23 protein-coding genes are annotated in these 22,040 nt (G+C 72.8%); 16 read left to right on the top strand and 7 right to left on the bottom strand.

Annotation, left to right across the window (positions count from 1 at the left end; translation table 11 throughout):
- Nucleotides 1-209: 209 nt before the first annotated feature.
- A complete protein-coding gene (locus AB0B66_RS00985; protein WP_360520827.1) occupies nucleotides 210-1,109 on the bottom strand; it encodes an alpha/beta hydrolase in 900 nt (299 codons plus the stop codon).
- Between the two features lie 119 nt (nucleotides 1,110-1,228).
- Here AB0B66_RS00985 and AB0B66_RS00990 point away from each other — a divergent pair, with 119 nt between their 5' ends.
- The 3 genes from AB0B66_RS00990 (at nucleotide 1,229) to AB0B66_RS01000 (ending at nucleotide 4,656) form a co-directional block, all read left to right on the top strand.
- Nucleotides 1,229-2,305, top strand: coding sequence for an RNA ligase (ATP) (locus AB0B66_RS00990; RefSeq protein WP_360520829.1), 1,077 nt, complete (start codon nucleotides 1,229-1,231; stop codon nucleotides 2,303-2,305).
- Nucleotides 2,306-2,428: 123 nt separating this feature from the next.
- The gene (locus AB0B66_RS00995) at nucleotides 2,429-3,115 is read left to right on the top strand and encodes an SDR family NAD(P)-dependent oxidoreductase (RefSeq protein ID WP_360520832.1); all 687 of its coding nucleotides are present in this window, start codon (nucleotides 2,429-2,431) and stop codon (nucleotides 3,113-3,115) included.
- A gap of 41 nt (nucleotides 3,116-3,156) precedes the next feature.
- Nucleotides 3,157-4,656 carry an aldehyde dehydrogenase family protein gene (locus AB0B66_RS01000; protein WP_360520835.1) on the top strand — a complete coding sequence of 500 codons (1,500 nt, stop codon included), beginning with the start codon at nucleotides 3,157-3,159 and terminating at the stop codon, nucleotides 4,654-4,656.
- Nucleotides 4,657-4,719: 63 nt separating this feature from the next.
- Here AB0B66_RS01000 and nucS read toward each other — a convergent pair whose 3' ends face one another.
- A complete protein-coding gene (gene nucS, locus AB0B66_RS01005) occupies nucleotides 4,720-5,379 on the bottom strand; it encodes an endonuclease NucS (protein WP_360520838.1) in 660 nt (219 codons plus the stop codon).
- Between the two features lie 71 nt (nucleotides 5,380-5,450).
- On the opposite strand from nucS, the gene AB0B66_RS01010 reads away from it, so the two are divergent.
- The 5 genes from AB0B66_RS01010 to AB0B66_RS01030 all read left to right on the top strand — a co-directional run bounded on the left by AB0B66_RS01010 (nucleotide 5,451) and on the right by AB0B66_RS01030 (nucleotide 10,769).
- Entirely contained in the window at nucleotides 5,451-6,053 is a 603-nt protein-coding gene (locus tag AB0B66_RS01010; RefSeq protein ID WP_360520841.1) for a DUF4126 domain-containing protein, read from the top strand.
- Nucleotides 6,054-6,145: 92 nt separating this feature from the next.
- On the top strand, nucleotides 6,146-6,406 hold the full coding sequence (locus AB0B66_RS01015) for a hypothetical protein (protein ID WP_120318357.1): 261 nt from the start codon (nucleotides 6,146-6,148) through the stop codon (nucleotides 6,404-6,406).
- Between the two features lie 7 nt (nucleotides 6,407-6,413).
- A complete protein-coding gene (locus tag AB0B66_RS01020; RefSeq protein ID WP_360520845.1) occupies nucleotides 6,414-7,421 on the top strand; it encodes a hypothetical protein in 1,008 nt (335 codons plus the stop codon).
- Nucleotides 7,414-10,122: an FtsK/SpoIIIE domain-containing protein gene (locus AB0B66_RS01025; RefSeq protein ID WP_360520848.1), complete on the top strand. Its 2,709-nt coding sequence runs from the start codon at nucleotides 7,414-7,416 to the stop codon at nucleotides 10,120-10,122. The genes AB0B66_RS01020 and AB0B66_RS01025 overlap by 8 nt, the downstream gene beginning before the upstream one ends.
- The gene (locus AB0B66_RS01030; RefSeq protein WP_360520851.1) at nucleotides 10,119-10,769 is read left to right on the top strand and encodes a hypothetical protein; all 651 of its coding nucleotides are present in this window, start codon (nucleotides 10,119-10,121) and stop codon (nucleotides 10,767-10,769) included. The genes AB0B66_RS01025 and AB0B66_RS01030 overlap by 4 nt, the downstream gene beginning before the upstream one ends.
- Before the next feature lie 12 nt (nucleotides 10,770-10,781).
- On the opposite strand, the gene AB0B66_RS01035 is transcribed toward AB0B66_RS01030, so the two are convergent.
- Nucleotides 10,782-12,773, bottom strand: a complete 1,992-nt coding sequence (locus AB0B66_RS01035; protein ID WP_360520854.1) for a protein meaA — start codon at nucleotides 12,771-12,773, stop codon at nucleotides 10,782-10,784.
- Between the two features lie 126 nt (nucleotides 12,774-12,899).
- Here AB0B66_RS01035 and AB0B66_RS01040 point away from each other — a divergent pair, with 126 nt between their 5' ends.
- From AB0B66_RS01040 to AB0B66_RS01050, 3 genes are read left to right on the top strand one after another with little or no spacing between them, the layout of a single operon-like run.
- Nucleotides 12,900-13,763: an ABC transporter ATP-binding protein gene (locus AB0B66_RS01040; RefSeq protein WP_360520857.1), complete on the top strand. Its 864-nt coding sequence runs from the start codon at nucleotides 12,900-12,902 to the stop codon at nucleotides 13,761-13,763.
- Nucleotides 13,760-14,629 (top strand): ABC transporter permease, encoded by an 870-nt coding sequence (locus AB0B66_RS01045; RefSeq protein ID WP_360520860.1) that lies wholly within the window; start codon nucleotides 13,760-13,762, stop codon nucleotides 14,627-14,629. The genes AB0B66_RS01040 and AB0B66_RS01045 overlap by 4 nt, the downstream gene beginning before the upstream one ends.
- Entirely contained in the window at nucleotides 14,629-15,423 is a 795-nt protein-coding gene (locus AB0B66_RS01050) for an alpha/beta hydrolase-fold protein (RefSeq protein ID WP_360520863.1), read from the top strand. Before AB0B66_RS01045 ends, AB0B66_RS01050 begins: the two co-directional genes overlap by 1 nt.
- A 134-nt stretch (nucleotides 15,424-15,557) precedes the next feature.
- On the opposite strand, the gene AB0B66_RS01055 is transcribed toward AB0B66_RS01050, so the two are convergent.
- Nucleotides 15,558-16,406, bottom strand: a complete 849-nt coding sequence (locus tag AB0B66_RS01055) for a 3-hydroxyacyl-CoA dehydrogenase family protein (RefSeq protein ID WP_360520866.1) — start codon at nucleotides 16,404-16,406, stop codon at nucleotides 15,558-15,560.
- Nucleotides 16,407-16,540: 134 nt separating this feature from the next.
- Between AB0B66_RS01055 and AB0B66_RS01060 the strand changes: the two genes are divergently transcribed.
- Nucleotides 16,541-16,861, top strand: a complete 321-nt coding sequence (locus AB0B66_RS01060) for a hypothetical protein (RefSeq protein ID WP_360520869.1) — start codon at nucleotides 16,541-16,543, stop codon at nucleotides 16,859-16,861.
- 135 nt (nucleotides 16,862-16,996) lie between these two features.
- On the opposite strand, the gene murA is transcribed toward AB0B66_RS01060, so the two are convergent.
- Nucleotides 16,997-18,286, bottom strand: a complete 1,290-nt coding sequence (murA, locus tag AB0B66_RS01065; RefSeq protein ID WP_360520872.1) for a UDP-N-acetylglucosamine 1-carboxyvinyltransferase — start codon at nucleotides 18,284-18,286, stop codon at nucleotides 16,997-16,999.
- A gap of 85 nt (nucleotides 18,287-18,371) precedes the next feature.
- Here murA and AB0B66_RS01070 point away from each other — a divergent pair, with 85 nt between their 5' ends.
- From AB0B66_RS01070 to AB0B66_RS01085, 4 genes are all read left to right on the top strand, one after another.
- Nucleotides 18,372-18,950, top strand: coding sequence for a cob(I)yrinic acid a,c-diamide adenosyltransferase (locus tag AB0B66_RS01070; RefSeq protein WP_360520875.1), 579 nt, complete (start codon nucleotides 18,372-18,374; stop codon nucleotides 18,948-18,950).
- The gene (locus AB0B66_RS01075) at nucleotides 18,947-19,333 is read left to right on the top strand and encodes a VOC family protein (RefSeq protein ID WP_360520878.1); all 387 of its coding nucleotides are present in this window, start codon (nucleotides 18,947-18,949) and stop codon (nucleotides 19,331-19,333) included. Before AB0B66_RS01070 ends, AB0B66_RS01075 begins: the two co-directional genes overlap by 4 nt.
- 48 nt (nucleotides 19,334-19,381) lie before the next feature.
- Nucleotides 19,382-20,353 carry an ATP-binding cassette domain-containing protein gene (locus tag AB0B66_RS01080; protein ID WP_360520881.1) on the top strand — a complete coding sequence of 324 codons (972 nt, stop codon included), beginning with the start codon at nucleotides 19,382-19,384 and terminating at the stop codon, nucleotides 20,351-20,353.
- Between the two features lie 82 nt (nucleotides 20,354-20,435).
- Nucleotides 20,436-21,230: an ABC transporter permease gene (locus AB0B66_RS01085; protein WP_360520884.1), complete on the top strand. Its 795-nt coding sequence runs from the start codon at nucleotides 20,436-20,438 to the stop codon at nucleotides 21,228-21,230.
- Nucleotides 21,231-21,242: 12 nt separating this feature from the next.
- Here AB0B66_RS01085 and AB0B66_RS01090 read toward each other — a convergent pair whose 3' ends face one another.
- Together AB0B66_RS01090 and AB0B66_RS01095 are read right to left on the bottom strand one after the other, a co-directional pair.
- Nucleotides 21,243-21,665 (bottom strand): DUF2550 domain-containing protein, encoded by a 423-nt coding sequence (locus tag AB0B66_RS01090; protein WP_360520887.1) that lies wholly within the window; start codon nucleotides 21,663-21,665, stop codon nucleotides 21,243-21,245.
- Between the two features lie 22 nt (nucleotides 21,666-21,687).
- On the bottom strand, nucleotides 21,688-21,972 hold the full coding sequence (locus tag AB0B66_RS01095; RefSeq protein WP_360520890.1) for a F0F1 ATP synthase subunit epsilon: 285 nt from the start codon (nucleotides 21,970-21,972) through the stop codon (nucleotides 21,688-21,690).
- Between the last annotated feature and the right edge of the window lie 68 nt (nucleotides 21,973-22,040).

Below are 22,040 nucleotides of genomic sequence, written 5' to 3' on the forward strand. Positions count from 1 at the left end.
AGTGCCCATCCCATCTCCCGAACGATCGCTAAGGTTACTCGGGAGTCTGCCATGGCCCATGCGTCCCCACAGCGGCTGCCGCAAGTGAACATAGCCACTCGTCACGTACTGACGAAAGCAAGGGCACCTTGCCATCGCTCCGCGATGTACAAGGTGCCCTTCTTAACATCTGGGTGACATCAGCCCAGGCCAGCGGCCGCGCGGGTAGGTCAGGGGGCGTCGCGCGGGGCGGCGCGCACGGCTGCGGCCACGGTCTCGGCACCCGCACGGCCCAGGGTGATCGTGTAGTGGTTCACATCCGGAACGTCGTGCTCCGTCACGCCGGGCAGCCACTCGCTCGCCCGGCCCGGCGGGTAGAGCGGGGAGTCCGGGTCGTCGAACATGCCGCGCGGGGCGCGCAGGAACACGGCGGGGCGGGGCAGCGGTTCCGGCGTCATACCCGGCAGCGCGTAGAGGTCCTGGCCGTCGCGGACCGCGGCCTCCATCCGGCACGCGGCCCGCAACTCCGGCTCCTGCCCGACCACGTCGTACGCGAGATACGGGTCGGCCCCCTCGGGCCACGGGTCGAACGACGGATGCTGCCGCCACAGCGCCAGGTACGCGGCCCGGTCCGGGAAGGTCATGTTCAGCCGGGCGAAGACGGCGCCCACGGTGGTGGCGATCGCCTCCTCCAGCGCGGCCGCGCCCGCCGATGCGTCGACGCCCGGCGGCAGCGGCAGCGCGGCCCCACCGTCGACCAGGACCAGGCGCTCGACCAGCTCCGGGAATCGGCGCGCGGTCTCGGCGACCACGAAGCCGCCCATGGAGTGGCCGACCAGAAGCACCGGGGTGTCGGTGTACGCGCGGATCACCTCGGCCACGTCGGCGGCGTGCTCGGCCATGCCGTACGGGCCCGGCAGGTCCCGGCTGCCGCCCCGGCCGCGCAGGTCCACCGCGACCACCCGGTGGTCGCGGCCCAGCTCCGGCCCGATCAGGGTCCAGGCCAGGTGCGACGACGTGATCCCATGCACCGCGACGATCACCGGACCGTCCTCGCCCCACACGCCCACCCGCAGCTCACCGCCGCGCACGGGCACGCTCTCCAGCCGGTACGCCACCAGGTCGCTCATCGCCGCTCCTCACTCGTCGTGCGCCGGATGCTGCCACACCGCGCGCGTCCTGCCAGTGGTGTCCGCCCACACAACTAAGTCGGTTGCTCGGGGCATGCGGGGGCGGGAGCATTCTCGGCATGTCGACACTCAAGGTCACCGCGGAACGGCTGGTGATCCACCCGCACCCCAATGCCGACGCGCTCGAACTCGCCGAGGTGGGACGGCTGCGCGCGGTGGTCGCCAAGGGCGCCTACCGCACCGGGGACCACGCCGTTTACCTGCCCGAAGGCTCGGTGCTGCCGGAGCCGCTGATCGCCGAACTCGGCCTCACCGGACGCCTCGCGGGCGCGAGCAAAGACCGCATCACCGCGGTACGCCTGCGCGGCGAGCTGTCCCAGGGCATCGTCTGCCTGCCCAAGGCACTGTCCGACCTGGACCTCGTCGCGGCCGCCGCGGCGGGCACGGACTTCGCCGAGGTGCTCGGCGTGGTCAAGTGGAACCCGCCGGTGCCGGTGCACCTGGCCGGTGACATGGAGCCCGCCGCCGACCTGCTGCCATGGCTGGAGGTCGAGAACATCCGCCGCTACCCGGACCTGTTCACGGCCGGGGAGCCGGTGATCGCCACCGAGAAGATCCACGGCTCGGCCACGCTGATGACGTTCGTCGCGGCGACCGGCGCCGTGTACGCGTCGTCGAAGGGCTTCGGCAAGCAGCGCCTGGCCATCAAGGAGGCCGGCACCAACCTCTACTGGCGCGCGATCCGGACGTTCGACCTGCCCACCTTCGCCGGGGCGGTCGCCGCCGCGGTCGGCGCCACCCGGGTCGGCGTGTTCGGCGAGGTGTTCGGCCGGGGCGTGCAGGACCTGCCGTACGGCGCGAACGCCGGGGTGCGCCCCGGGTACGCGGTGTTCGACGTGTGCGTGGACGACGGGGAAGGCGTGCGCTGGCTGACGCTGGACGAGTACGCGCCGCTCGCCGCCGAGCACGGGGTGCCCCTGGTTCCGGTGCTGTACCGGGGCGCGTACGACGAGCAGGCGCTGATGGCGCTGGCCGACGGCACCGAGACGGTCTCCGGCACGGGCGCGAACCTGCGCGAGGGCCTGGTCGTGCGGTCACTGCCCGAGCGCTACAGCCCGGTGACCGGCGGCCGCGCCATCGGCAAGCTCGTCTCCCCCGCCTACCTCACCCGCAAGGGCGGCACCGAGTACGAGTGACCGCCTTCCAGATCTTGACGGTTTCCCGTGGTCCCGACTACGGGAAACCGTCAAGATCTGCCTGGAGTCCGGTTGTTCGAGCCGGTCGCGTGGATCTCGACGGCGAGGCACTAGCCTGTCAGCGTGCGTTATGTCGTGATCACAGGTGTGTCCCGCGGGCTGGGCGAAGCCCTGCTCAACCAGTTCGAGACCGACGAGGACACCGTGGTGCTCGCGCTGGGTCGCGGCTTCACCGACGCGCAGCGCATCAATGCCGGCAAGCGGCTGATCCTGCGCCACTGCGAGCTGGCCGAGCCGTCCACCCTGCCGCACGCGTCCGAGCTGAGCGAGCTGTTCGAGGACGCCGACGAGGTGGTGCTGATCCACAACGCCGCGGTGGTCGCCCCGATCGGGCCGATCGGCGACCTGGAACCCGACGAACTGGCCAACGCGGTGGCGGTGAACCTGACCGCACCCATGCTGCTGACGAACTCACTGCTCGCGGCACTGCCCGCCACCGCCTCCCGCGCCGTGATCATGTTCGTCTCCTCGGGTGCGGCGCACCGGATCATCGACGGCTGGTCGGCCTACTCGGCGACCAAGCGCGGAGCCGAGGAGTTCTTCGCGCACCTGGCCGAGCAGTGCTCGGACGATCCGCGGATCAAGGTTGAGGTCGTCAACCCGGGCGTGATGGACACGGGTATGCAGGAGACGATCCGGTCCGCCCGGTTCGCGGGGCGGCAGCGCTTCCTCGACCTGTACGAGAACGACGAACTGCCCGACCCGGCCGCGATCGCGGCCCGGCTGATCGAGGACCACCTTCAGGCGTGAGGATGTTTCGGATTACTCACGAGTAGGCCTAGACTGCGCGCGTGACCACCACCTCATCCCTGCCGCCCGGCGCGAGTGTCGTCGAGGCCGGCGAGCTGATCTCGACGAACCCCGCCACCGGCGACGAGGTGGCCCGCCTGCCCGTCGCGACCGCCGCTGACGTGGCCGCCGCCGTCGAGCGGGCCCGCGCCGCCGCTGCCTGGTGGGCCGGACTGGGTTGGCGCGAGCGCCGCCGGCGCCTGCTGCGCTGGCGCAGCCTGCTGGTCGCCCGCATGCAGGAGCTGGCCCAGCTGATGCACCGCGAGGGCGGCAAGCCGGTCGACGAGGCGCTGCTGGAGATCGTCGTCTCGGTCGACCACGCCGCCTGGGCCGCCAAGCACGCCCGCAAGGTGCTCGGCCCGCGCCGCGTCGGCGGCTCGCTGATGCAGTCCGAGTACGCCGCGCACCTGGAGTACCAGCCGTTCGGCGTCATCGGCGTGCTCGGCCCGTGGAACTTCCCGATCTTCACGCCGTTCGGTTCCATCGCGTACGGGCTGGCCGCGGGCAACGCCGTGGTCTTCAAGCCCAGCGAGTACACCCCCGCCGTGGGCCAGTTCTACGTCGACGCGTTCAACGAGGTCGTGCCGGAGCACCCGGTGCTGCAGATCGTGCACGGCGGCGGCGAGACCGGCGCGGCGCTGTGCCGCTCGGGCGTGGACAAGCTGGCCTTCACCGGCTCGGCGGCGACCGGCCGCAAGGTGATGGCGGCCTGCGCGGAGACGCTGACGCCCGTGCTGATCGAGTGCGGCGGCAAGGACGCGCTGATCGTGGACGACGACGCCGATCTCGACGCGGCGGCCGAGGCCGCGGCCTGGGGCGCGAACTTCAACGCCGGGCAGGCCTGCGTCGGCATCGAGCGGGCGTACGTGCACGAGCGGGTCTACGACGAGTTCGTGGGCAAGCTGGTGGCGCGGACCGAGAAGCTGACCGTGGGCGAGCAGGTCGGCCCGATCACCATGCCCGGCCAGCGCGACATCATCGCCCGCCACATCGACGACGCCCTGACCAGCGGCGGCCGTGCCCTGCTCGGCGGCCCGGACTCGGTGCAGGGCTCGTACGTCAAGCCGACCATCCTGGTCGACGTGCCGGAGTCCTCGGCCGCCGTACGCGAGGAGACCTTCGGCCCGACCATCACCGTCACCAAGGTCGCCTCCGTCGAAGAGGCGATCGCACTGGCCAACGACTCGGCGTACGGCCTCGGCTCGGCGGTGTTCTCCAAGCGCCACGGCATGGCCATCGCCCGCCGACTGAAGACCGGCATGACCGCCGTGAACTCGGCCTTCTCCTTCGCCGTGCTCCCGACCCTGCCCTTCGGCGGAGTTGGCGCGTCCGGCTTCGGCCGCATCCACGGCGCCGACGGCCTGCGCGAGTTCACCCGCGCCAAGGCCATCGCCCGCCGCCGCCTGCCCAGCCTGCCGCCCCTGCTCACCTTCGACCGCAAACCCTCGGCCGTGAAACTGGCCCTGGCCGTGACCCGACTCCTACACGGCCGCGACCGCTGACCCACCCACGACAAAGGCCCCCGGCACATCCCCCGGGGGCCCCACCGTTTCCGCACTCGGGTGTCAGAAGAGGGTCAGTTCGTCTTTCTTGGTGCCGCGCAGGCGGTCGTAGTCGACGACCACGCAGCGGATTCCTCGGTCTTCGGCGAGGACTCGGGCCTGGGGCTTGATCTCCTGGGCGGCGAAGATGCCGGCCACGGGGGCCAGCAGCGGGTCGCGGTTGAGCAGTTCCAGGTAACGGGTGAGCTGCTCCACGCCGTCGATCTCGCCACGGCGTTTGACCTCGACGGCGACGTGGCCGCTCGACGCGTCGCGGCAGAGCAGGTCGACGGGGCCGATGGCGGTCATGTACTCGCGGCGGACCAGGGTGAAGCCCTCGCCGAAGGTGTGCGGGGCGGCGGCGAGCAGTTCCTGGAGGTGGGCTTCGACACCGTCCTTCTGGAGGCCGGGGTCGGGGCCGAAGACGTGGGACGTGTCCTCGAAGATCTCCTCCAGGGCGATCCGGAGCTCCTCGCCGGCCTTGTTGACCACGCGCCACACGCCGGGCTCCTCGACCAGCTTGCAGGGCGGGCTCATCCAGTTCAGCGGCTTGTAAGCCCGGTCGTCGGCGTGGATCGAGACCGAACCGTCCGCCTTCACGATGAGCAGGCGTTTGGCGGAAGGGAGATGGGATGACAGCCGTCCGACGTAGTCGACGGTGCACCGGGCGATGACGAGACGCACCGAACCAGCCTAAGGGACGCGTATCCGTCGTAGCGTTCGCGTCCGTTGCACCGCCGGGGCATGCTGGGATCGTGCTCGAACTACTGACCGGCACGGGGCTGGCCACGGCCGCGGGGCTCAACGCGTACATCCCGCTCCTCGTGATCGGCATGCTGGACCGGTACACGAACCTGATCAATCTGCCTTCCACCTGGTCCTGGCTGAGCAACGGCTGGGTGCTGCTGATCCTCGCGGTGCTGCTGGCGATCGAGTTCGTCGCGGACAAGGTGCCGGTGGTGGACAGCGTCAACGACGTGGTGCAGACCGTGGTCCGGCCGACCGCGGGCGGCATGGCGTTCGCGGCGGGCACGGGTTCCGAGACCGTCACGGTCACCGACCCGTCGGCGTTGTGGACGCAGAAGCTGTGGATACCGATCGTGATCGGCCTGCTCATCGCGTTCACCGTGCACGGCGCGAAGGCGACCGCCCGGCCGGTGCTGAACGTGGCCACGGTCGGCATGGCGGCCCCGGTGGTCTCGACCGTCGAGGACGGCGCGAGCGCGGGCCTGTCGGTCGTCGCGATCATCGTCCCGTTCCTGGTGATCATCTTCCTGATCGGCCTGGTGTGGTGGATGGTGACGGCCAGACGACGCCGGCGGCAGCGTCGCGCGATCGGGGCACTGTCGGAAAAGTAGCTCTGGCCACCAGGCGTGGCGAAAGCGTGATAAACGGGCGAAAACGTCATACTCTCGCGGAGGAGTTCCATCCGATCCCCCGTGGAGGTCTCGTGGCCAGCGTCGCCGAGGTCAAAGCCGCCATCGATGCCGCCATGCTGCACGTGCAGGAAGGCCAGGACGCGGTCCGTTCCGCCAACGACCGGCTCGGCGAGGCGCAGCTCAGCCTCGCGACCGCCGTCGAGGGGTCCGGGCACGAGGCCGTGACCGCCGCGCAGGCCGCACTCGCCCAAGCCGCCTCGGAACTCGAGGAATGCCTCACCGCGACGCTGCACGCGGTGGAGCAGGCTGAGTCGTACGTCGCGACGCTGTGAGCCGGGTATGAGTCTCGTTCAAGATCTCGCGGATCAGCTCCGGGTCGCCCGGGAGGAACTGCCGCTGCCGCAGGTTTCGGCAGCCGCCGAGCGGCTGCGCAGCGCGACCGGGCTGCTGGCCTGGGTGCTGCACCACAGCGCGACCCCGGTCAGCGTGCCCGACCTGAGTCGTGCCGTCGAGCGCCTGGACCACGCCGCCGCCGCGCTGCGTGTCGCCCAGGACCGGCTCGACGAGTACGCGCTGGCGCTGGGCATGCCCATCGACACTCACGCCCGCCACCACGAGGGCTGGCCGAGCGCCGTGCCCGCCCAGGCCCCGCGCGGCGAGGCCAGCGGCTCCGCCGACTGCCGTCTGGCCGACTGGTGGGGCGAGCGGATCGCCGCGCTCACCGGCGAGGAGTTCTCCGCGTCGACACTCGTCGGCGACCGCGCCGACGCCGCACAGTCCAGCGCCGAGCTGCTGCGCCGCTGCGTGCAGGCGGCCCACGACGGCGACCGCCGGCGGCTGCACCGGCACCTGGCCGCCGCCGGACCCGCCGTCGGCCTGGGCCTGGCTGCCATCGCGCCACCGCTGCTGCGCCAGCTCGCCGCCGACCTGGTCGGCTACCCGCCGCGGCTGGAGGACCTGGCCCGGGTACGCCGGGCGGCCCTGCCGCTGCCCGCCGAGCTGCTCCCGGCACTGCCCGCCGAGGCGGCCGCGGAGATCGTGGCGCGGGTCTGCCACACCACGCCCCAGCGCACCGCCGACCGAGCTCCCACCCACCCGGTGGACGCCGCGACCGCCGCCGCGCTGCTGGTCGCCGCGCTGCTGCGGGCCAACGGCCGCTCGCCCGACGAGCTGAACCAGATCATCGAGGCCGAACGGGCCGCTGCCGGGGCCGCCCAGCAGCGGGCCGCCGAACGGGCCGAGGCCCACCGGGCCGCGCTGCGCATCACCGACAGCGGCCGCCGCCGCTCCGCCGTCGACGAGCTGGGCCGCGTCACGCAGCCCACGCGCCGCCGCAGCGGTGGCTGAACAGGACGCCGCGACTGCGCCGACCAGCCGAGGGATCGTCGCGGCGGTACGCAGGGAACTGGCCGCGGCCCGGCACGCCGCCCGCGCCTCGCTGGCCGCCACGGCGGCGGCCCGGGTCGCGGCGCTCGCGCAGCTCGACGCCGTCCGGCGCTCGGCCCCGCTCCGGCGCGACGAGCTGCTGACGACCCGGGACACCGCCCTGGCCGAGGCCCGGGCCCGCCGGGAACGCGAGACCATGAAACTCGGCCGAGGGCTGCTCGGGCTCGCCGAGGCGGCCGCGCCCGGCACCGCGGGCAGCCCGTGGACGGCTTGGCGGCCCGGCATGAAGCCGGAACAGCAGGCCGGGCTCACTCCCGGGCTGCTGCGCATCGGCGCGCTGGTGCAGGAACCGGCTCCGCCGACAGCCGTCCCGGCCCTGGTGCCGCTGCTGGACACCGCGCACCTCGACGTGTCCGGCGACGGCACGGCCGCGGTGGACGCCCTGATCGGGGCGGTGCTGCTGCGCGCGCTGGCGTCGGTGCCGCCCGGTTCGCTGCGGATCAGCGTGTACGACCCGGGCCGGCTCGGCGGCGCGCTGGCCGGGCTCGCCCCGCTGGCCCCGGCGGGTCTCATCTCGTACCTCGGGCCGGGCGGGCTCAGTCCGCTGCTCGACGACCTCGCCGAGCAGGTCCGCCGGATCAACGAGAACGTGCTCGGCGGGGTCTACCTCAGCGTCGCCGAGCTGGCCGCCGAGACCGGCCGCCGTCCCGAGCCCTGGCGGATCGCGGTGCTGCTGGCCGACCCGAACGGCGCGGAACTGTCCAAGGCCGAACGTGCCCAGCTCGACCGGGTCACCCGCACCGGCGTCGCCGCCGGGGTGCACCTGATCAGCCGCGGGTTCGACCTCGCGGCGGACGCCGACGTCGAGACGATCGCGCTCCGGGCCGGCGGCACGGCACGGACCAGCCTCACCGGCGAGATCCCCGTACGCCTCGACGCCCCACCCGGCGCCGCCCTGGTCACCGGGGTCTGCCGCGCGCTGGCCGAGCAGGCCACGGCCGGGCCGCCGCCGGTGCCGTTCGCCGCGCTGCTGCCCGACGCGATCTGGCAGCAGTCCTCGGCCGAGGCGCTGCGCGCGCCCATCGGCGAGGGCACCGACGGCCGGCTGGTGGAGCTGGTGCTCGGCGACGACCCGCCGCACGCCCTGATCGGCGGCCCGTCCGGCTCCGGCAAGACCAACCTGATCTACTGCTGGCTCGCCGCGCTCGCCACCCGCTACTCCCCCGCCGAGCTGTCGCTGTACCTGCTGGACTTCAAGGAGGGCGTGTCCTTCGCCCGCTTCGCCCCCGGCACCCGCGACCCCAGCTGGCTGCCGCAGGTGCGGCTGGTCGGCGTCAACGTCAACAGCGACCGCGAGTTCGGCCTGGCCCTGCTGCGCCACCTGGCCGAAGAGCTCAAGCGCCGGGCCGCTGCCGCCAAGCAGCACGAGGCGACCAAGCTCGCCGAGCTGCGGGCCGAGGACCCGCAGGGCGCCTGGCCGCGCATCGTCGCCGTGATCGACGAGTTCCAGGTGCTGCTGGGCGCGCGCGACGCGGTGACCAGCGAGGCCGTCGACCTGCTGGAGGACCTGGCCCGCCGGGGCCGCTCGCAGGGCATCCACCTGGTGCTGGCCAGCCAGGACGTGTCCGGCATCGAGGCCCTGTGGGGCCGCTCCGGGCTGGTCTCGCAGTTCACGCTGCGCGTCGCGCTGCCCAAGGCGCGCCGCATCCTGTCCGATGTGAACCTGGCCGCCGAGCTGATCCCGCGCTGCCATGCCGTGGTCAACGCCGACTCCGGCGTGCCGTCGGCGAACACCATCGTGCGGCTGCCCGACGCCGGTGACCGCGCGACGTGGCTCGGGCTGCAGGAGCAGCTGTGGTCGGCCCGGCCGGAGGAGGCCGAGCCGCCTCGGCTGTTCGACGGCGACTCCCGCCCGCTGTTCCCGTTGCTGCCCCCGCCGCCGGCGCCGGACCTGCCCGCTTCGGTGGGCGCGGTCGCCCTGCTCGGCGAGACCATCGACGTCACGGGCCGTCCCGCCACGCTGCGGCTCAACCGCGCGCCCGGCCGCAACCTCGCCGTGCTCGGCACCCGGGCCGACGAGGCCTGCGCGGTGCTGCTCGCCGCCGGACACGCCCTGGGCAGCCAGCACACGGCCGGCTCGGCCCGGTTCAGCGTGCTGTGCCTGGACTCCGACGCGACCACACCCGCCAAGTCGCTGCACGCGGTGCTCGACGCCCGACACCGCTGCGGCTGGTACGACGCCGACAGCGTCACCGGCCTGCTCGCCGAGCTCGCCGCGGACACCGGCGAGCAGCCGCACTACGTGTTCGGCTTCGCCATGGACGCGGTCGCCGTGCAGCTGGCCGCCAAGCCCGGCCCCGGCCTGCCCAGCGGCCACGAGCTGCTGCGCACCGTGCTGGCCCGGGGGCCGGAGCGGCGTACCCACCTGCTCTGCTGGTGGCGCACGGTGTCCCGGCTGCGAGACGACCTCGGCGGGCCGGGCGCCCGATTCGACGCGATCGGCGCGTGGGTGGCACTGGACGTGCACGGGCCCGAGCTGTCCGCGCTCTACCCGCAGCCCGGCGGCCCGGCCTGGTTCCCCCGGCTCAACCGCGCCCTGCACTTCGACCGCTCGGTGCACCACCGCGCGCAGATCATCATCCCGTACGAGGTGGCCCCGTGACGTCCCCGCCGACGGTCCGCTACCGCGCGCTGATCGCCGACCTGGTCGCCGCGTCCCGGCGGCACGAGACGGCGTTGACCGCGGCCGTCCAGTCCCACGCCGACGGCATCGCCACCATCGAGCACGACCTCGCCGCGGCCGACGACGCGGTGGTCGCGGCGACGGCCCGGATGGCCCACGCGCAGCGCCTGGTCGCCCAGACCGACCTCGCGGCGGGCGCCCTGTGGGACGAGCTCAAGCAGGTACGAGGCCGCCGCGGCCGCCGCCTGGGCCCCGTGCCGCCGCCCCTGCCGCTGCCCGACTCCCCCGCCACCACGGATCCGATCGCGCTGCTCGAAAGCGCCGCCGCCCGCATCGACCGGGCTCAGCGCGGTGGCGAGAAGCTGCCCCCGCTGATCCTGCCGCTGCTGTTCGCCCTCGGCGCGGCCTGCTCGGCCGTGGTCACCCTGCTCGCGGCCTTCCTGCAGGCCCAGGGCCCCGTCGGCCTGCTGGCCGGCTGGCTCGTCCTGCTCGGTGCGCCCCTGTCCGGCCTGCTCCCGGCCGGCGAACTCGCCGACCGCTGGTTCGGGGCCCGCCTCGACCCCGGTGCCATCGCCCTGACCATCCTCGCCGGCATGCTCGCCACCACCGCCCTGACCCTTGCCTGACCGCGTGGACGGTCAGGGGAGGTGGTGGCGTTCGCGGACGACGGTGACCAGTTCGGCCATGATGTCGGTGAGGGCGAAGTCCTTCGGGGTGAAGACGCGGGCGACGCCGGCCTCGCGGAGCACCTCGGCGTCGTCGGAGGGGATGATGCCGCCGACGACGACCGGCAGGTCGGCCAGCCCGGCGGCACGCAGCCCGGCCAGCACCGCGGGCACCGCGTTGAGGTGCGAGCCGGACAGCACCGACAGCCCGACGAGGTCCACGTCCTCCTGCACCGCCGCCGCCACGATCTGCGCCGGGGTCAGCCGGATGCCCTGGTAGACGACCTCGAACCCGGCGTCGCGGGCGCGTACGGCGATCTGCTCCGCGCCGTTGGAGTGTCCGTCGAGGCCCGGCTTGCCGACGAGCAGCCGCAGCGCCGGGCGCTCCAGCTCGCGGGCCGTGGCCCGCACCCGCTCGCGCACCCGGGCCAGCGAATCGTCCCCGCTGCCGGACACGCCGCTGCTCAGCCCGGTGGGCGCGCGATACTCCCCGAACACCTCGCGCAGCACCCCGGCCCACTCCCCGGTGGTGACCCCGGCCCGGACGCACTCCAGCGTCGACGGCATCAGGTTGCGCGATCCGGCGGCCTCGGCACGCAGCCGGTCCAGCGCTTCGGCGGCCACCGAAGCGTCGCGCTCGGCCCGCCAGCGGGTCACCGCGTCGATCGCCGCCTTCTCCACGGCCGGGTCGACCTGCTCGATGGCCTGCGCGCCGGCGGCGGTCAGCGGCGACGGCTCGGTCTCGACGAATCGGTTGACGCCGACCACCACGTCCTCGCCCGACTCGACCCGCCCGCGACGGCGGGCCAGCGAGGCGACCAGCGCGCTCTTGAGGTGCCCGCTCTCCACGGCGACCACCGCGCCGCCGAGGTCCAGCACCTCGGCGAGCTGCTTGCGGGCCCCGTCGGCGATCTCGTCGACCAGCCCCTCGACGACGTGCGATCCGGCGAACAGGTCGGGATATTCGAGCAGGTCGGACTCGTACGCCAGGACCTGCTGCAGGCGCAGGGACCACTGCTGGTCCCAGGGGCGGGGCAGGCCGAGGGCCTCGTTCCAGGCGGGCAGCTGCACGGCGCGGGCGCGGGCGTCGCGGGACATGGTGACGCCGAGCATCTCCAGCACGATCCGGGCGACGTTGTTCTCCGGCTGCGACTCGGTCAGCCCCAGCGAGTTGACCTGTACGCCGTAGCGCAGGCGGCGCTGCTTGGGGTCGGTGACGCCGTACCGGTCGCGGGTGATCTCGTCCCAGAGCCGGCCGAACGCGCGCATCTTCGCCATCTCCTCGACGAAGCGCACGCCGGAGTTGACGAAGAACGAGATGCGCTGCACGACGTCGCCCATGCGTTCGGGCGCGACCTGGCCGCCGTCGCGCACCCGGTCGAGCACCGCGACGGCGGTGGCCAGCGCGAAGCCGACCTCCTGCACGGGTGTCGCACCGGCCTCCTGCAGGTGGTACGAGCAGATGTTGACCGGGTTCCAGGCCGGCGCGTTGGCCACGGTCCACGCGACGACGTCGGTGGTCAGGCGCAGCGACGGACCGGGCGGGAAGATGTACGTCCCGCGCGACAGGTACTCCTTGATGATGTCGTTCTGGGTCGTCCCGGCCAGCGCGGCCGGGTCGGCGCCCTGCTCCTGCGCGACCGTGACATACAGCGCGAGCAGCCACATCGCGGTGGCGTTGATCGTCATGCTGGTGTTCGCGGCGGCCAGGTCGATGCCGTCGAACAGGGCACGCGCGTCGCCGAGGTGCGCCACCGGCACGCCGACCCGGCCCACCTCGCCCGCGGCGAGCTCGTGGTCGGGGTCGTAGCCGGTCTGCGTGGGCAGGTCGAACGCTACCGACAGGCCGGTCTGGCCCTTGGCCAGGTTGCGCCGGAACAGCGCGTTGGTGGCCGCCGCGTTCGAGTGGCCGGCGTAGGTGCGCATGACCCAGGGACGGTCACGATCGGCGAGACGTGGCTCCATACGCCGATGCTAAGTGAACGTTCAGTAACTTGTGCCGGTGAAGAATCTCACTGGGGTACGTGGCGTCTCTCGCGCCCGGCCGAGCAGGGGCGGGCGTCGATGACACGCTGACGTATCGTGCCGGGTGTGACTCACGAAGAGCTGGCGATCAGCGTCTCCGGGCTGCGCAAGTCCTATGCGGACAACGTCGCGGTCGCGGGGGTCGACCTGGCCGTGCCGCGCGGCGAGGTGTTCGCGCTGCTGGGCCCCAACGGGGCGGGCAAGACCACCACCGTGGAGATCCTGGAGGGCTTCCGCACCCGGGACTCCGGCACGGTCTGCGTGCTCGGCACGGACCCCGCGAAGGCCGACCGCGACTGGCGTCGCCGGGTCGGCATCGTGCTGCAGGGCACCGGGGAGTTCGACGAGCTCAAGGTGCACGAGGTGGTGCGCCACTTCGCGCGCTTCTACCCGAACCCGGCCGACCCCGACGAGGTCATCGAGCGGGTCGGGCTGAGCGAGAAGGCGAACTCGCGCACGCACACCCTCTCCGGTGGCCAGAAGCGCCGCCTCGACGTGGCCCTGGGCATCGTCAACCAGCCCGAGGTGCTGTTCCTCGACGAGCCGACGACGGGCTTCGACCCGGCCGCGCGCCGCGAGTTCTGGGACCTGATCCGGGCGCTGTCGCACACCGGCACCACGATCCTGCTCACCACGCACTACCTGGACGAGGCCGAGGCGCTCGCCGACCGGGTCGGCGTGATCGCGCGCGGCACGATGATCGCCGTGTCGACCCCCGCCGAGCTGGGCGGGCGGCACCTGGCCACGGCCACCGTGAGCTGGCGCGACGACAACGGCACGCACACGGAGGAGACCGACCGGCCCACCGAGGTGGTGCAGCGGCTGGCCGCCTCGTTCGGCGGCGAGGTGCCGGAGCTGACCGTCACCCGGCCCACGCTGGAGGACGTCTACCTGAAGATGATCGGCGAGAACGGGCAGGAGCGAGCATGAGCGCGCAGAGCGCGGCGCAGGAGACGGCGCGGCCCGCCGCGCGGCAGGCCGGTGGCGGTGGCGGGCTGAGCCTGGCCCTGGCGCAGGGCGGGATCGAGTTCAAGCAGTTCGTGCGTACCCGGGAGTCCCTGGTCTTCACGCTGCTCTTCCCCGTCATGCTGATGCTGATCTTCGGGTCGATCTTCGGCAGCGTGGTCATCACCCCGCCCGGCGAGAACCCGGCGGTGACCCTGTCGCAGTACTTCGTCACCGGCATGATCGCCTCCGGCATCATGGCCACCGGTTTCCAGAACCTGGCGATCACGATCCCGATCGAGCGTGACCGGGGCGTGCTCAAGCGCTACCGCGGCACCCCCATGCCGAAGTGGGTGTTCTTCGCCGGCAAGATCCTGTGCGTGGCGGCGCTCGCCTTCATCAGCGTCGTCATGCTGCTGGCCGTCGCCGTCGCCTTCTACGACCTGCGGCTGCCCGACACCGGGCAGAAGTGGTTCACCTTCGGCTGGGTCAGCGTGCTCGGCCTGATCGCCTGCACGCTGTGCGGCATCGCGTTCTCTGGCGTCGCCAAGACCGGGCGGGCCGGACCGGCCGTGGTCACCCCGATCGCGCTGATCCTGCAGTTCACCTCGGGCGTGTTCTTCGAGTACGACGACCTGCCGCCGTGGATGCAGCAGTTCGCCGCACTGTTCCCGCTGAAGTGGATGTGCCAGGGACTGCGCAGCGTGTTCCTGCCCGATTCCTTCGCGAGCCAGGAGGTCGCCGGCTCGTACGAGCTGGGCAAGGTCGCCCTGGTGCTCGCGGCCTGGTGCGTCGGCGGGCTGGTCCTGTGCCTGGTCGGGTTCCGCTGGACGAGCAAGCGGGAGGGCTGATGCAGCGCCGCCGGGCGTTGCGGATCGCCGCGGGGGTGACCCTCGGCGCGGCGGCGCTCGGCGGCGTCGCGCTCTGGCCGGGCAGCCGTCCCGACGACGCGGAGACCGCCGCCAAACTGGTCCCGGACGTGCCGCTCGGCGACGAGCGCCTGGAGCAGCGCTCCTCGGCGGCGCGCGGCGCGACCGTCGACTTCTACACGGCGGTGCCCACGGGCCACGGCGACGGCCGCGGCCTGCCGGTGTGCCTCGTGCTGCACGGCGCGTCGGCGACGGCCGCGAGCTTCCCCGGCTTCGGCTTCGGGCGTTTCCTCAGCGACGCCGCCGCGCGCGGCGTGCCGCCGTTCGTGCTGGCCGGGGCGACCGGCGGACGACTGCGCTGGGAGCCGTCGGGGGCCGACGACCCGCAGCGGATGGCGTACGAGGAGATCCCGGCGTGGTGCGCCGAACGCGGCTTCGACACCACTCGCCTGGCCCTGTGGGGCTGGTCGATGGGCGGCTACGGCGCGCTGCGACTGGCCGAGTCGCACCCGGGAGCGTACCGCGCGGTGGCGGCGTTCTCCCCCGCCGTCGCGCCCGGGGACCGCGTCTTCGCGGGCGCTTCCGCCCTGGCCGGCACGCCCGTCGCGCTGTGGTGCGGCGAGCAGGACGGCTTCTACGAGGACGTGCGTGCCCTGGCCGCCACGATCCCGGCCGCCACCACGGCGTACGCCCCGGGCGCGCACACCCGCACCTACTGGAACTCCATCACCCCGGCCGCCTTCGACTTCCTCGGCCGCGCCCTGTCCGCAGCGTGACCTGCTCGCCGCCGACCCACCCCGCCTTGCATAGACGTTGGCCTATCACATCGACTCCGAGTGACGAAAAGTCGACGTGATAGGCCAACGTCTATGAGAGGCGGCACCGGCCGGCGGAGCCGAGGCGACGTCGGTCAGTATGTGTAGAAGCCCTTGCCGGACTTGCGGCCCAGTTCACCGGCGGTGACCATGCGCTGGAGCAGCTCCGGCGGGAAGAACTTCGGGTCGGCGGTGTCGGTGTAGATGTTGCGGGCGGCGTGCGCCAGGATGTCCACGCCGGTCAGGTCGGTGGTGGCCAGCGGGCCCATGGCATGGCCGAAGCCCAGCTTGCAGGCCGTGTCCAGGTCCTCGGGGGTGCACACGCCCGACTCGACGAGCTTGACCGCCTCCACGACCAGCGCCGCGATCAGGCGGGTGGTGACGAAGCCCGCGATGTCGCGGTTCACCACGATGCAGGTCTTGCCGATGCCCTCGGCGAACGCCCGCGCGGCGGCCAGCGTCTCGTCGCTGGTGCGGTGGCCCCGGACCAGCTCGCACAGCTTCATCATCGGCACCGGCGAGAAGAAGTGGGTGCCCACGACCATCTCGGGGCGCTGCGTGGCCGCCGCGATCTGGGTGATCGGGATGGCGGAGGTGTTGGTGCCGAGCACCGCGTCCGGCTTGCAGATGCGGTCCAGCGCCCGGAACACCTCCTGCTTGATCTCCAGCTTCTCGAAGACCGCCTCGATCACGATGTCGGCCTCGGCCGCGGCCTCTAGGTCCGTGGTGGTGGTGATACGCCCCAGCGCGTCCTGGGCGTCCTGTTCGGTGATGGTGCCCTTGGCCGCGAACCGCCCCAGCGAGGTGCGGATGCCGTCCAGACCACGCCCGGTGGCCGCGTCGTCGAGGTCGCGCAGCGTGACCTGCCATCCGGCCTGTGCCGCCACCTGGGCGATACCGGCGCCCATGAGTCCCGCCCCGATGACCGCGAGCTTGCCTGCCATTGCACTGCCTCCCACTGGGTGAACCGCTCGTCGTCGGCCGCCGGTGCAGCCGCCGACCGCAGTCGAGCCTAAACGATCGCTCAGGGGACCGGGAACGGCCTCGCGACCCCGCCGCCGGGGTGCAAACTGGGATCATGCCTGCTAGTGCCTACCTTGCCGGCCCGATGATCGCGATGCTGACGATCGCGGTCCTCGCCGTGGTCCTGCACCGCGGACTGCAGCGCGACGCCGAGACACCCGTGCCGCTCGCGCCGAGCCCCGCCCTCGACGACTACGGCCTGCTCGCCAGCGCCGCGGTGGTCCGTACCCTCGCCGACGCGACGCTCATCCGTGAGCACCTGCACAGCGTCGGCATCCGCGCCACACTCGCCACCGCACCCGACGGCCGCATCCGGGTGCTGGTCTTCGCCGACGAGGTGAGCCGCGCCCGCCGCGTGGTCGGCGAAACCCGCTAGACCCCGGTTGCCGTCAACGCCGCCGGCACCCGGTCCCACCACGCCGGGCCCGGACCGGCCGCCCAACTCTTGACGACTTGCGGCCTCAGGACTGTCCTGAGGCCGCAAGTGTTTAAGAGTTGCGGCGCGAAAGGATCAGAAGCCGTATTCGGGGTCGGCGGGGGTTTCGGCGCGTTCGACCTCGACGCCCAGGGCGCGGAGGTCGCGGGCGAAGTCGGGGTAGCCGCGGTCGATGTGGTGGACGGCGCGCACAGTGGTCACGCCGTCGCCGCAAAGGCCGGCGATGACCAGGCCGGCCCCGGCCCGGATGTCGCTGGCGGTGACCTCGGCGCTGGACAGCCGGTCCCGGCCGCGGACCATGGCGTGGTGGCCCTCGATGCGGATGTCCGCGCCGAGCCGCTTGAGCTCCTCGGCGAACATGAAGCGCCCGTCGAAGATGTTCTCCGTGATCAGCGAGACGCCGTCGGCCACCGCGGCCATGCCGATCGCCATCGGCAGCAGGTCGGTGGCGAAACCCGGGAAGGGCAGCGTGCGTACGTCCACCGCGCTGGGCCGGTCGGCGATGCGCACCCGGAACCAGTCGGGACCGTAGTCGACCGCGCCCCCCGCCTGCTGGATCTTGTCGAGGGCGATCTCCAGGCAGCGCGGGTCGATCCCGCGCACGGTGACGTCGCCACGGGTCATCGCGGCCCCGAAGGCCCAGGTGCCCGCCACGATGCGGTCGCCGATGGTGGCGTGCTCGACGGGCTGGAGCGCGCTGACGCCGTGCACGGTCAGCTCCGAGGTGCCCGCGCCCTCGATCCGTGCGCCCATCGCGGTCAGCATCCGGCAGATGTCGACGATCTCCGGCTCGCGCGCCACGTTGTCGATCACCGTGGTGCCGCGCGCCAGCACGGCCGCCATCAGCAGGTTCTCGGTCGCGCCGACGCTGGGGAAGTCCAGGCTGATCTTCGCCCCGTGCAGGCCGGACGGGGCCTCGGCGACGACGAAGCCGTGCTCGCCGCTGATGTCGGCGCCCATCTTCGCCAGGCCGGACACGTGCATGTCCAGCCCGCGCGAGCCGATCGCGTCGCCGCCCGGGTGCGCGACCCGGACCCTGCCGCAGCGCGCGAGCAGCGGCCCGAGCACGCAGATCGACGCGCGCAGCCGGCGCACCAGCTCGTAGTCGGCTTCGGGGTGCAGTTTGGCGGGCACGTCGATGCGCACTTGGTCGTCGGAGAAGACGACACCGGCGCCCAGCCGCCGCAGCACCTCGCCCATCAGCGCGATGTCGGTGATGCGCGGCACGTTGGTTATCACGCTCTCGCCCTCGGCGAGCAGCGCCGCCGCCATCAGCTTGAGCGCGCTGTTCTTCGCGCCGACCACGCCGACCTCGCCGGCCAGCCGTACGCCGCCCTTGACCCGGATCACATCCACGTCGGCCATCGTAGAAGCCAGGCCCCCCGTTCGGACGTCCGCCAGCAACGCGCCGACGGACTCACCACCGTCGGCCACCATTAGGCTCGCTGTCATGGCTGTTCACCTCACCCGCATCTACACCAGGACCGGCGACGCCGGCACCACTGCGCTCGGCAACGGCGAGCGTGTGGACAAGACCGATCCGCGCATCGCCGCGTACGCCGATGTGGACGAGTGCAACGCCGCGCTGGGAGTGGCACTCGCTCTGGGCAACCTAGCCGATGATGTGCGCGATGTGCTCACCCTCATCCAGAACGACCTGTTCGATGTGGGCGCCGACCTGTGCAACCCGATCACCCCCGATCCGAAGTACCCGCCGCTGCGCGTCACGCAGGACTACGTCACCCGCCTGGAGGGCTGGTGCGACGAGTTCAACGCGCGACTGGCCAAGCTGGATTCTTTTATCCTGCCAGGGGGTTCTCCGGGAGCGGCCCTGCTGCACGTCGCGCGGACCACCGCCCGGCGCGCGGAACGTTCCTCGTTCGCGCTGCTGAGCGTGGACGCGGAGCGCACCGGCCCGCTGCCCGCACAGTATCTCAACCGGCTCTCTGATCTGCTGTTCATCCTCGGAAGAGTCGCCAATTCCGACGGCGCGGCGGACGTGAAGTGGGTGCCCGGGGCCAACCGGTGAGCCTGCACCACGTCGAGGTGTGGGTGCCGGACCTGGCGGCGACCGAGCGCTCCTGGGGCTGGCTGCTGACCGAGCTGGGCTGGACCGAGCACCAGCGGTGGGCGGCCGGGGTCTCCTGGCGGCACGGCACGGCGTACGTCGTCTTCGAGTGCTCCCCGGACCTGGCCGGCGGGCGGCACGAGCGGCGCGCCCCCGGCCTGAACCACCTGGCGCTGCACGCGGGCTCCCCAGCCGACGTGGATCGGCTGGTCGCGGCGGCCGGTGAGCACGGCTGGCGGCTGCTGTTCGCCGACCGGCACCCGCACGCGGGCGGTCCGGACACCTACGCGGCGTACCTGGAGGACGAGCAGGGCTACGAGGTCGAACTGGTCGCGACCCGGTAAAAGGGCGGATCCGGCGCGCGGGGTCCACACCGTGACTACCGTGAGCCCATGGCCGCTGCGATCGTCGCGGAAGGTCTGGTCAAGCGGTACGGCTCGGCGACCGCGCTGGCCGGGCTGTCCTTGAGCGTGCCGGAGGGCACTGTGCTGGGCCTGCTCGGACCTGACCGGGCCGGCAAGACGACCGCGGTGCGCATCATGGCGACCCTGCTGCGCCCGGACGCCGGCCGGTGCCTCGTCAACGGCGTCGACGTGCTGACCCATCCGGCCTGGGCACGCCCGGACATCGGCGTGTGCGGGCAGCGGCCGGCCGTCGACGCCTTCCTCACCGGCTTCGAGAACCTGGAACAGCTCGGCAGGCTGCACCGGCTCGGCCGCCGCAGGGCCCGCGCGCGGGCCGAGGAGCTGCTGGAACGCTTCCACCTGAGCGAAGCCGCGCACCGGCGGGTGAGCTGCTATCCCGCCGGGATGCGCCGCCGCCTCGACCTGGCCTGCGCGCTGGTGGCCGCCCCCGCCGTGGTGCTGCTCGACGAGCCCACGGCGGGGCTGGACCAGCGCAGTCGGCTGGGCGTCTGGGACGTGATCAGCGAGCGGGTCCGCGACGGCACGACCCTGCTGCTGGCGACCAGGCAGCTGGAGGAGGCCGACGAACTCGCCGACGAAATCGTGGTGCTCGACCGCGGACACGTGCTCGCGCGGGGCACTCCGGAGCAGCTCACCCGGCAGATCGGCGGGGAACGGCTGCAGGTCGTGCTGGGCGACCGCGCAGAGACCCAGGTCGCCGAGGACATCCTGAACCGGGTCTGCGGTGGCCAGGCCGTGGTCTTCCTCGACCAGCACCTGGTGCAGGCCCCGGTCGTGTCCGGCGCGCAGGCCCTGGTCGAACTGGTGCGCCGGCTCGACGCGGCCGGCATCGAGCCGGTCGACATCGGCATCCACCGGGCCAGCCTCGACGACGTCTTCCGCAAACTCACCGGCCAGGCCGCCACCCCCACCCTGGCCGACGAAGAGGCCAGAACCTGAGCGAAGGAAGGGCACCTTCTACAACACATAGCGATGTGAAGGTGCCCTTCCTTACCAAGACCCGGGGCGGCGAGGAGATGACGTGAGCGAGTTCGCGGCGGTGGCGCAGGACGTGTGGGTGACGGCTCGGCGCGGGCTGGTACGCGGGCGGCGCGAGCCCCGGCTGCTCGTCCTGCCGCTGCTGCAGCCGGTGCTGTTCATGCTGCTGTTCGGGGTGTTGCTGGGCGGCGTGATCAGCGTGCCGGGTGTCGCGGGCTATCCGGATTTCCTGATCCCGGGCCTGATCGTGCAGGCCGTCGCGCTCACTGCCGGGATGGCCGCGGTCGACGTCGCGGGCGACGTGCGCCACGGCATGGTCGACCGGTTCCGGGCGCTGCCGACGCCGGGGGGTGCGGTGCTGTTCGGGCGTACCGTCTCGGACCTGCTCCGGATCGCGATGACGGCGGCGGTCGCCGCGGCGGCTGGGGTGATCGCGGGCTGGCGCGTCCACAGCGGCCCCGCTGCGGCCGCCGCGGGCTTCCTGCTTGTCCTGACCTTCGGGTACGCCGTCGCGTGGCTGTCCGTGCTCGTGGGGCTGTCCGCACGCACACCCCGCGCGGCGCGGGCCGTCATGCCGGCGTGCCTCGTCGCGCTGACGTTCGTGTCGAACGTGCTCGCGCCGCCGGACACCATGCCGCCGTGGCTGCGCCCGCTCGCCGAGGCGAACCCGGTCTCGGCCGTCGTCACGGCGCTGCGCGTGCTCTGGGGCGACGAACCCGCCGGCTCCGGCGCGACCGCGGCTTCGGCGTACCCCCCGGCCCTGGTCTGGATCTTCGCGGTGCTCGTGGCTTCGATCCCGCTCGCGCTGCGCCGCTACCGCCGCACGGCCGCGCCCTGACCCGGCCTTCGCCTACGTGGAGTAGGGGGCGGCGGCCTCGAGCCAGGAGAGGAAGCCGGTGACGGTGTGCAGGGGCATGGCGATCTCCACCTGGGCCCGCGAGTCGGCGCACTGCAGGACGACCCAGTCGGCGGGCACGAGCACCGACTCGTCCGCGCTGGGCGCACGCCGGGCGACGACCTTCAGGTCGCGCCGGGAGAGGGTGCGGCGGGGGCGCGGGGACAGGCTGAACATCCGATACCAGCGCAGGTCGTCGCCGCGGAACTGGGCGAAGCCGGGCGCCCAGCCGCGCCCTCCGGCCGTCTGGCGCAGCCGGAGGTACAGCTCGACGGTGCCGTGGCCGCGGGCGAACACCTCGCGGCGCACGAACAGGCCCGCCAGCAGGGCGAGCAGGACGACGAGGCCGATGGCGACTACTTCGAGCAGCGACCTCATCGTCGTGGGCGGCGCTGGTCGCTCAGTGGCGGGCGGCCGGAGTGACCGGGGCGACGGTCTCTGCCAGCACCGTCACGCCCTCGGTCGTGACGGACAGGAAGCCGCCGAAGACCTCGTAGGCCAGTTCCTCGCCGCCGGGGAGGATGATGCGCACCCCGCCCGGGTTCGCCAGCTGGCCGAGCAGCGGCGCGTGGCTGGGCAGCACGCCCAGCTCGCCCTCGGTGGTGCGGGCGATGACCATCTCGGCCTGCCCGGACCAGACCTTCTCCTCGACGGCGACGAGCTCGACCTGGAGCAGCTTGGCCACGATGACTCCTCAGGTGTGCAAGATTGGTGCAGCGAGTCTAACCGCCGGTGATCAGCGGCCCCCAGCAG

Origin of the sequence: Catellatospora sp. NPDC049111 (genome assembly GCF_040648615.1) — a bacterium.
GTDB lineage: Bacteria > Actinomycetota > Actinomycetes > Mycobacteriales > Micromonosporaceae > Catellatospora > Catellatospora aurea.

Coding starts and splice junctions, on each gene's coding strand:
- AB0B66_RS00985 (WP_360520827.1), bottom strand. CDS start 1,109: ATGAGCGACCTGGTGGCGTACCGGCTGGAGAGCGTGCCCGTGCGCGGC.
- AB0B66_RS00990 (WP_360520829.1), top strand. CDS start 1,229: ATGTCGACACTCAAGGTCACCGCGGAACGGCTGGTGATCCACCCGCAC.
- AB0B66_RS01020 (WP_360520845.1), top strand. CDS start 6,414: ATGAGTCTCGTTCAAGATCTCGCGGATCAGCTCCGGGTCGCCCGGGAG.
- AB0B66_RS01035 (WP_360520854.1), bottom strand. CDS start 12,773: ATGGAGCCACGTCTCGCCGATCGTGACCGTCCCTGGGTCATGCGCACC.
- AB0B66_RS01045 (WP_360520860.1), top strand. CDS start 13,760: ATGAGCGCGCAGAGCGCGGCGCAGGAGACGGCGCGGCCCGCCGCGCGG.
- AB0B66_RS01050 (WP_360520863.1), top strand. CDS start 14,629: ATGCAGCGCCGCCGGGCGTTGCGGATCGCCGCGGGGGTGACCCTCGGC.
- AB0B66_RS01055 (WP_360520866.1), bottom strand. CDS start 16,406: ATGGCAGGCAAGCTCGCGGTCATCGGGGCGGGACTCATGGGCGCCGGT.
- AB0B66_RS01060 (WP_360520869.1), top strand. CDS start 16,541: ATGCCTGCTAGTGCCTACCTTGCCGGCCCGATGATCGCGATGCTGACG.
- murA (WP_360520872.1), bottom strand. CDS start 18,286: ATGGCCGACGTGGATGTGATCCGGGTCAAGGGCGGCGTACGGCTGGCC.
- AB0B66_RS01070 (WP_360520875.1), top strand. CDS start 18,372: ATGGCTGTTCACCTCACCCGCATCTACACCAGGACCGGCGACGCCGGC.
- AB0B66_RS01080 (WP_360520881.1), top strand. CDS start 19,382: ATGGCCGCTGCGATCGTCGCGGAAGGTCTGGTCAAGCGGTACGGCTCG.
- AB0B66_RS01090 (WP_360520887.1), bottom strand. CDS start 21,665: ATGAGGTCGCTGCTCGAAGTAGTCGCCATCGGCCTCGTCGTCCTGCTC.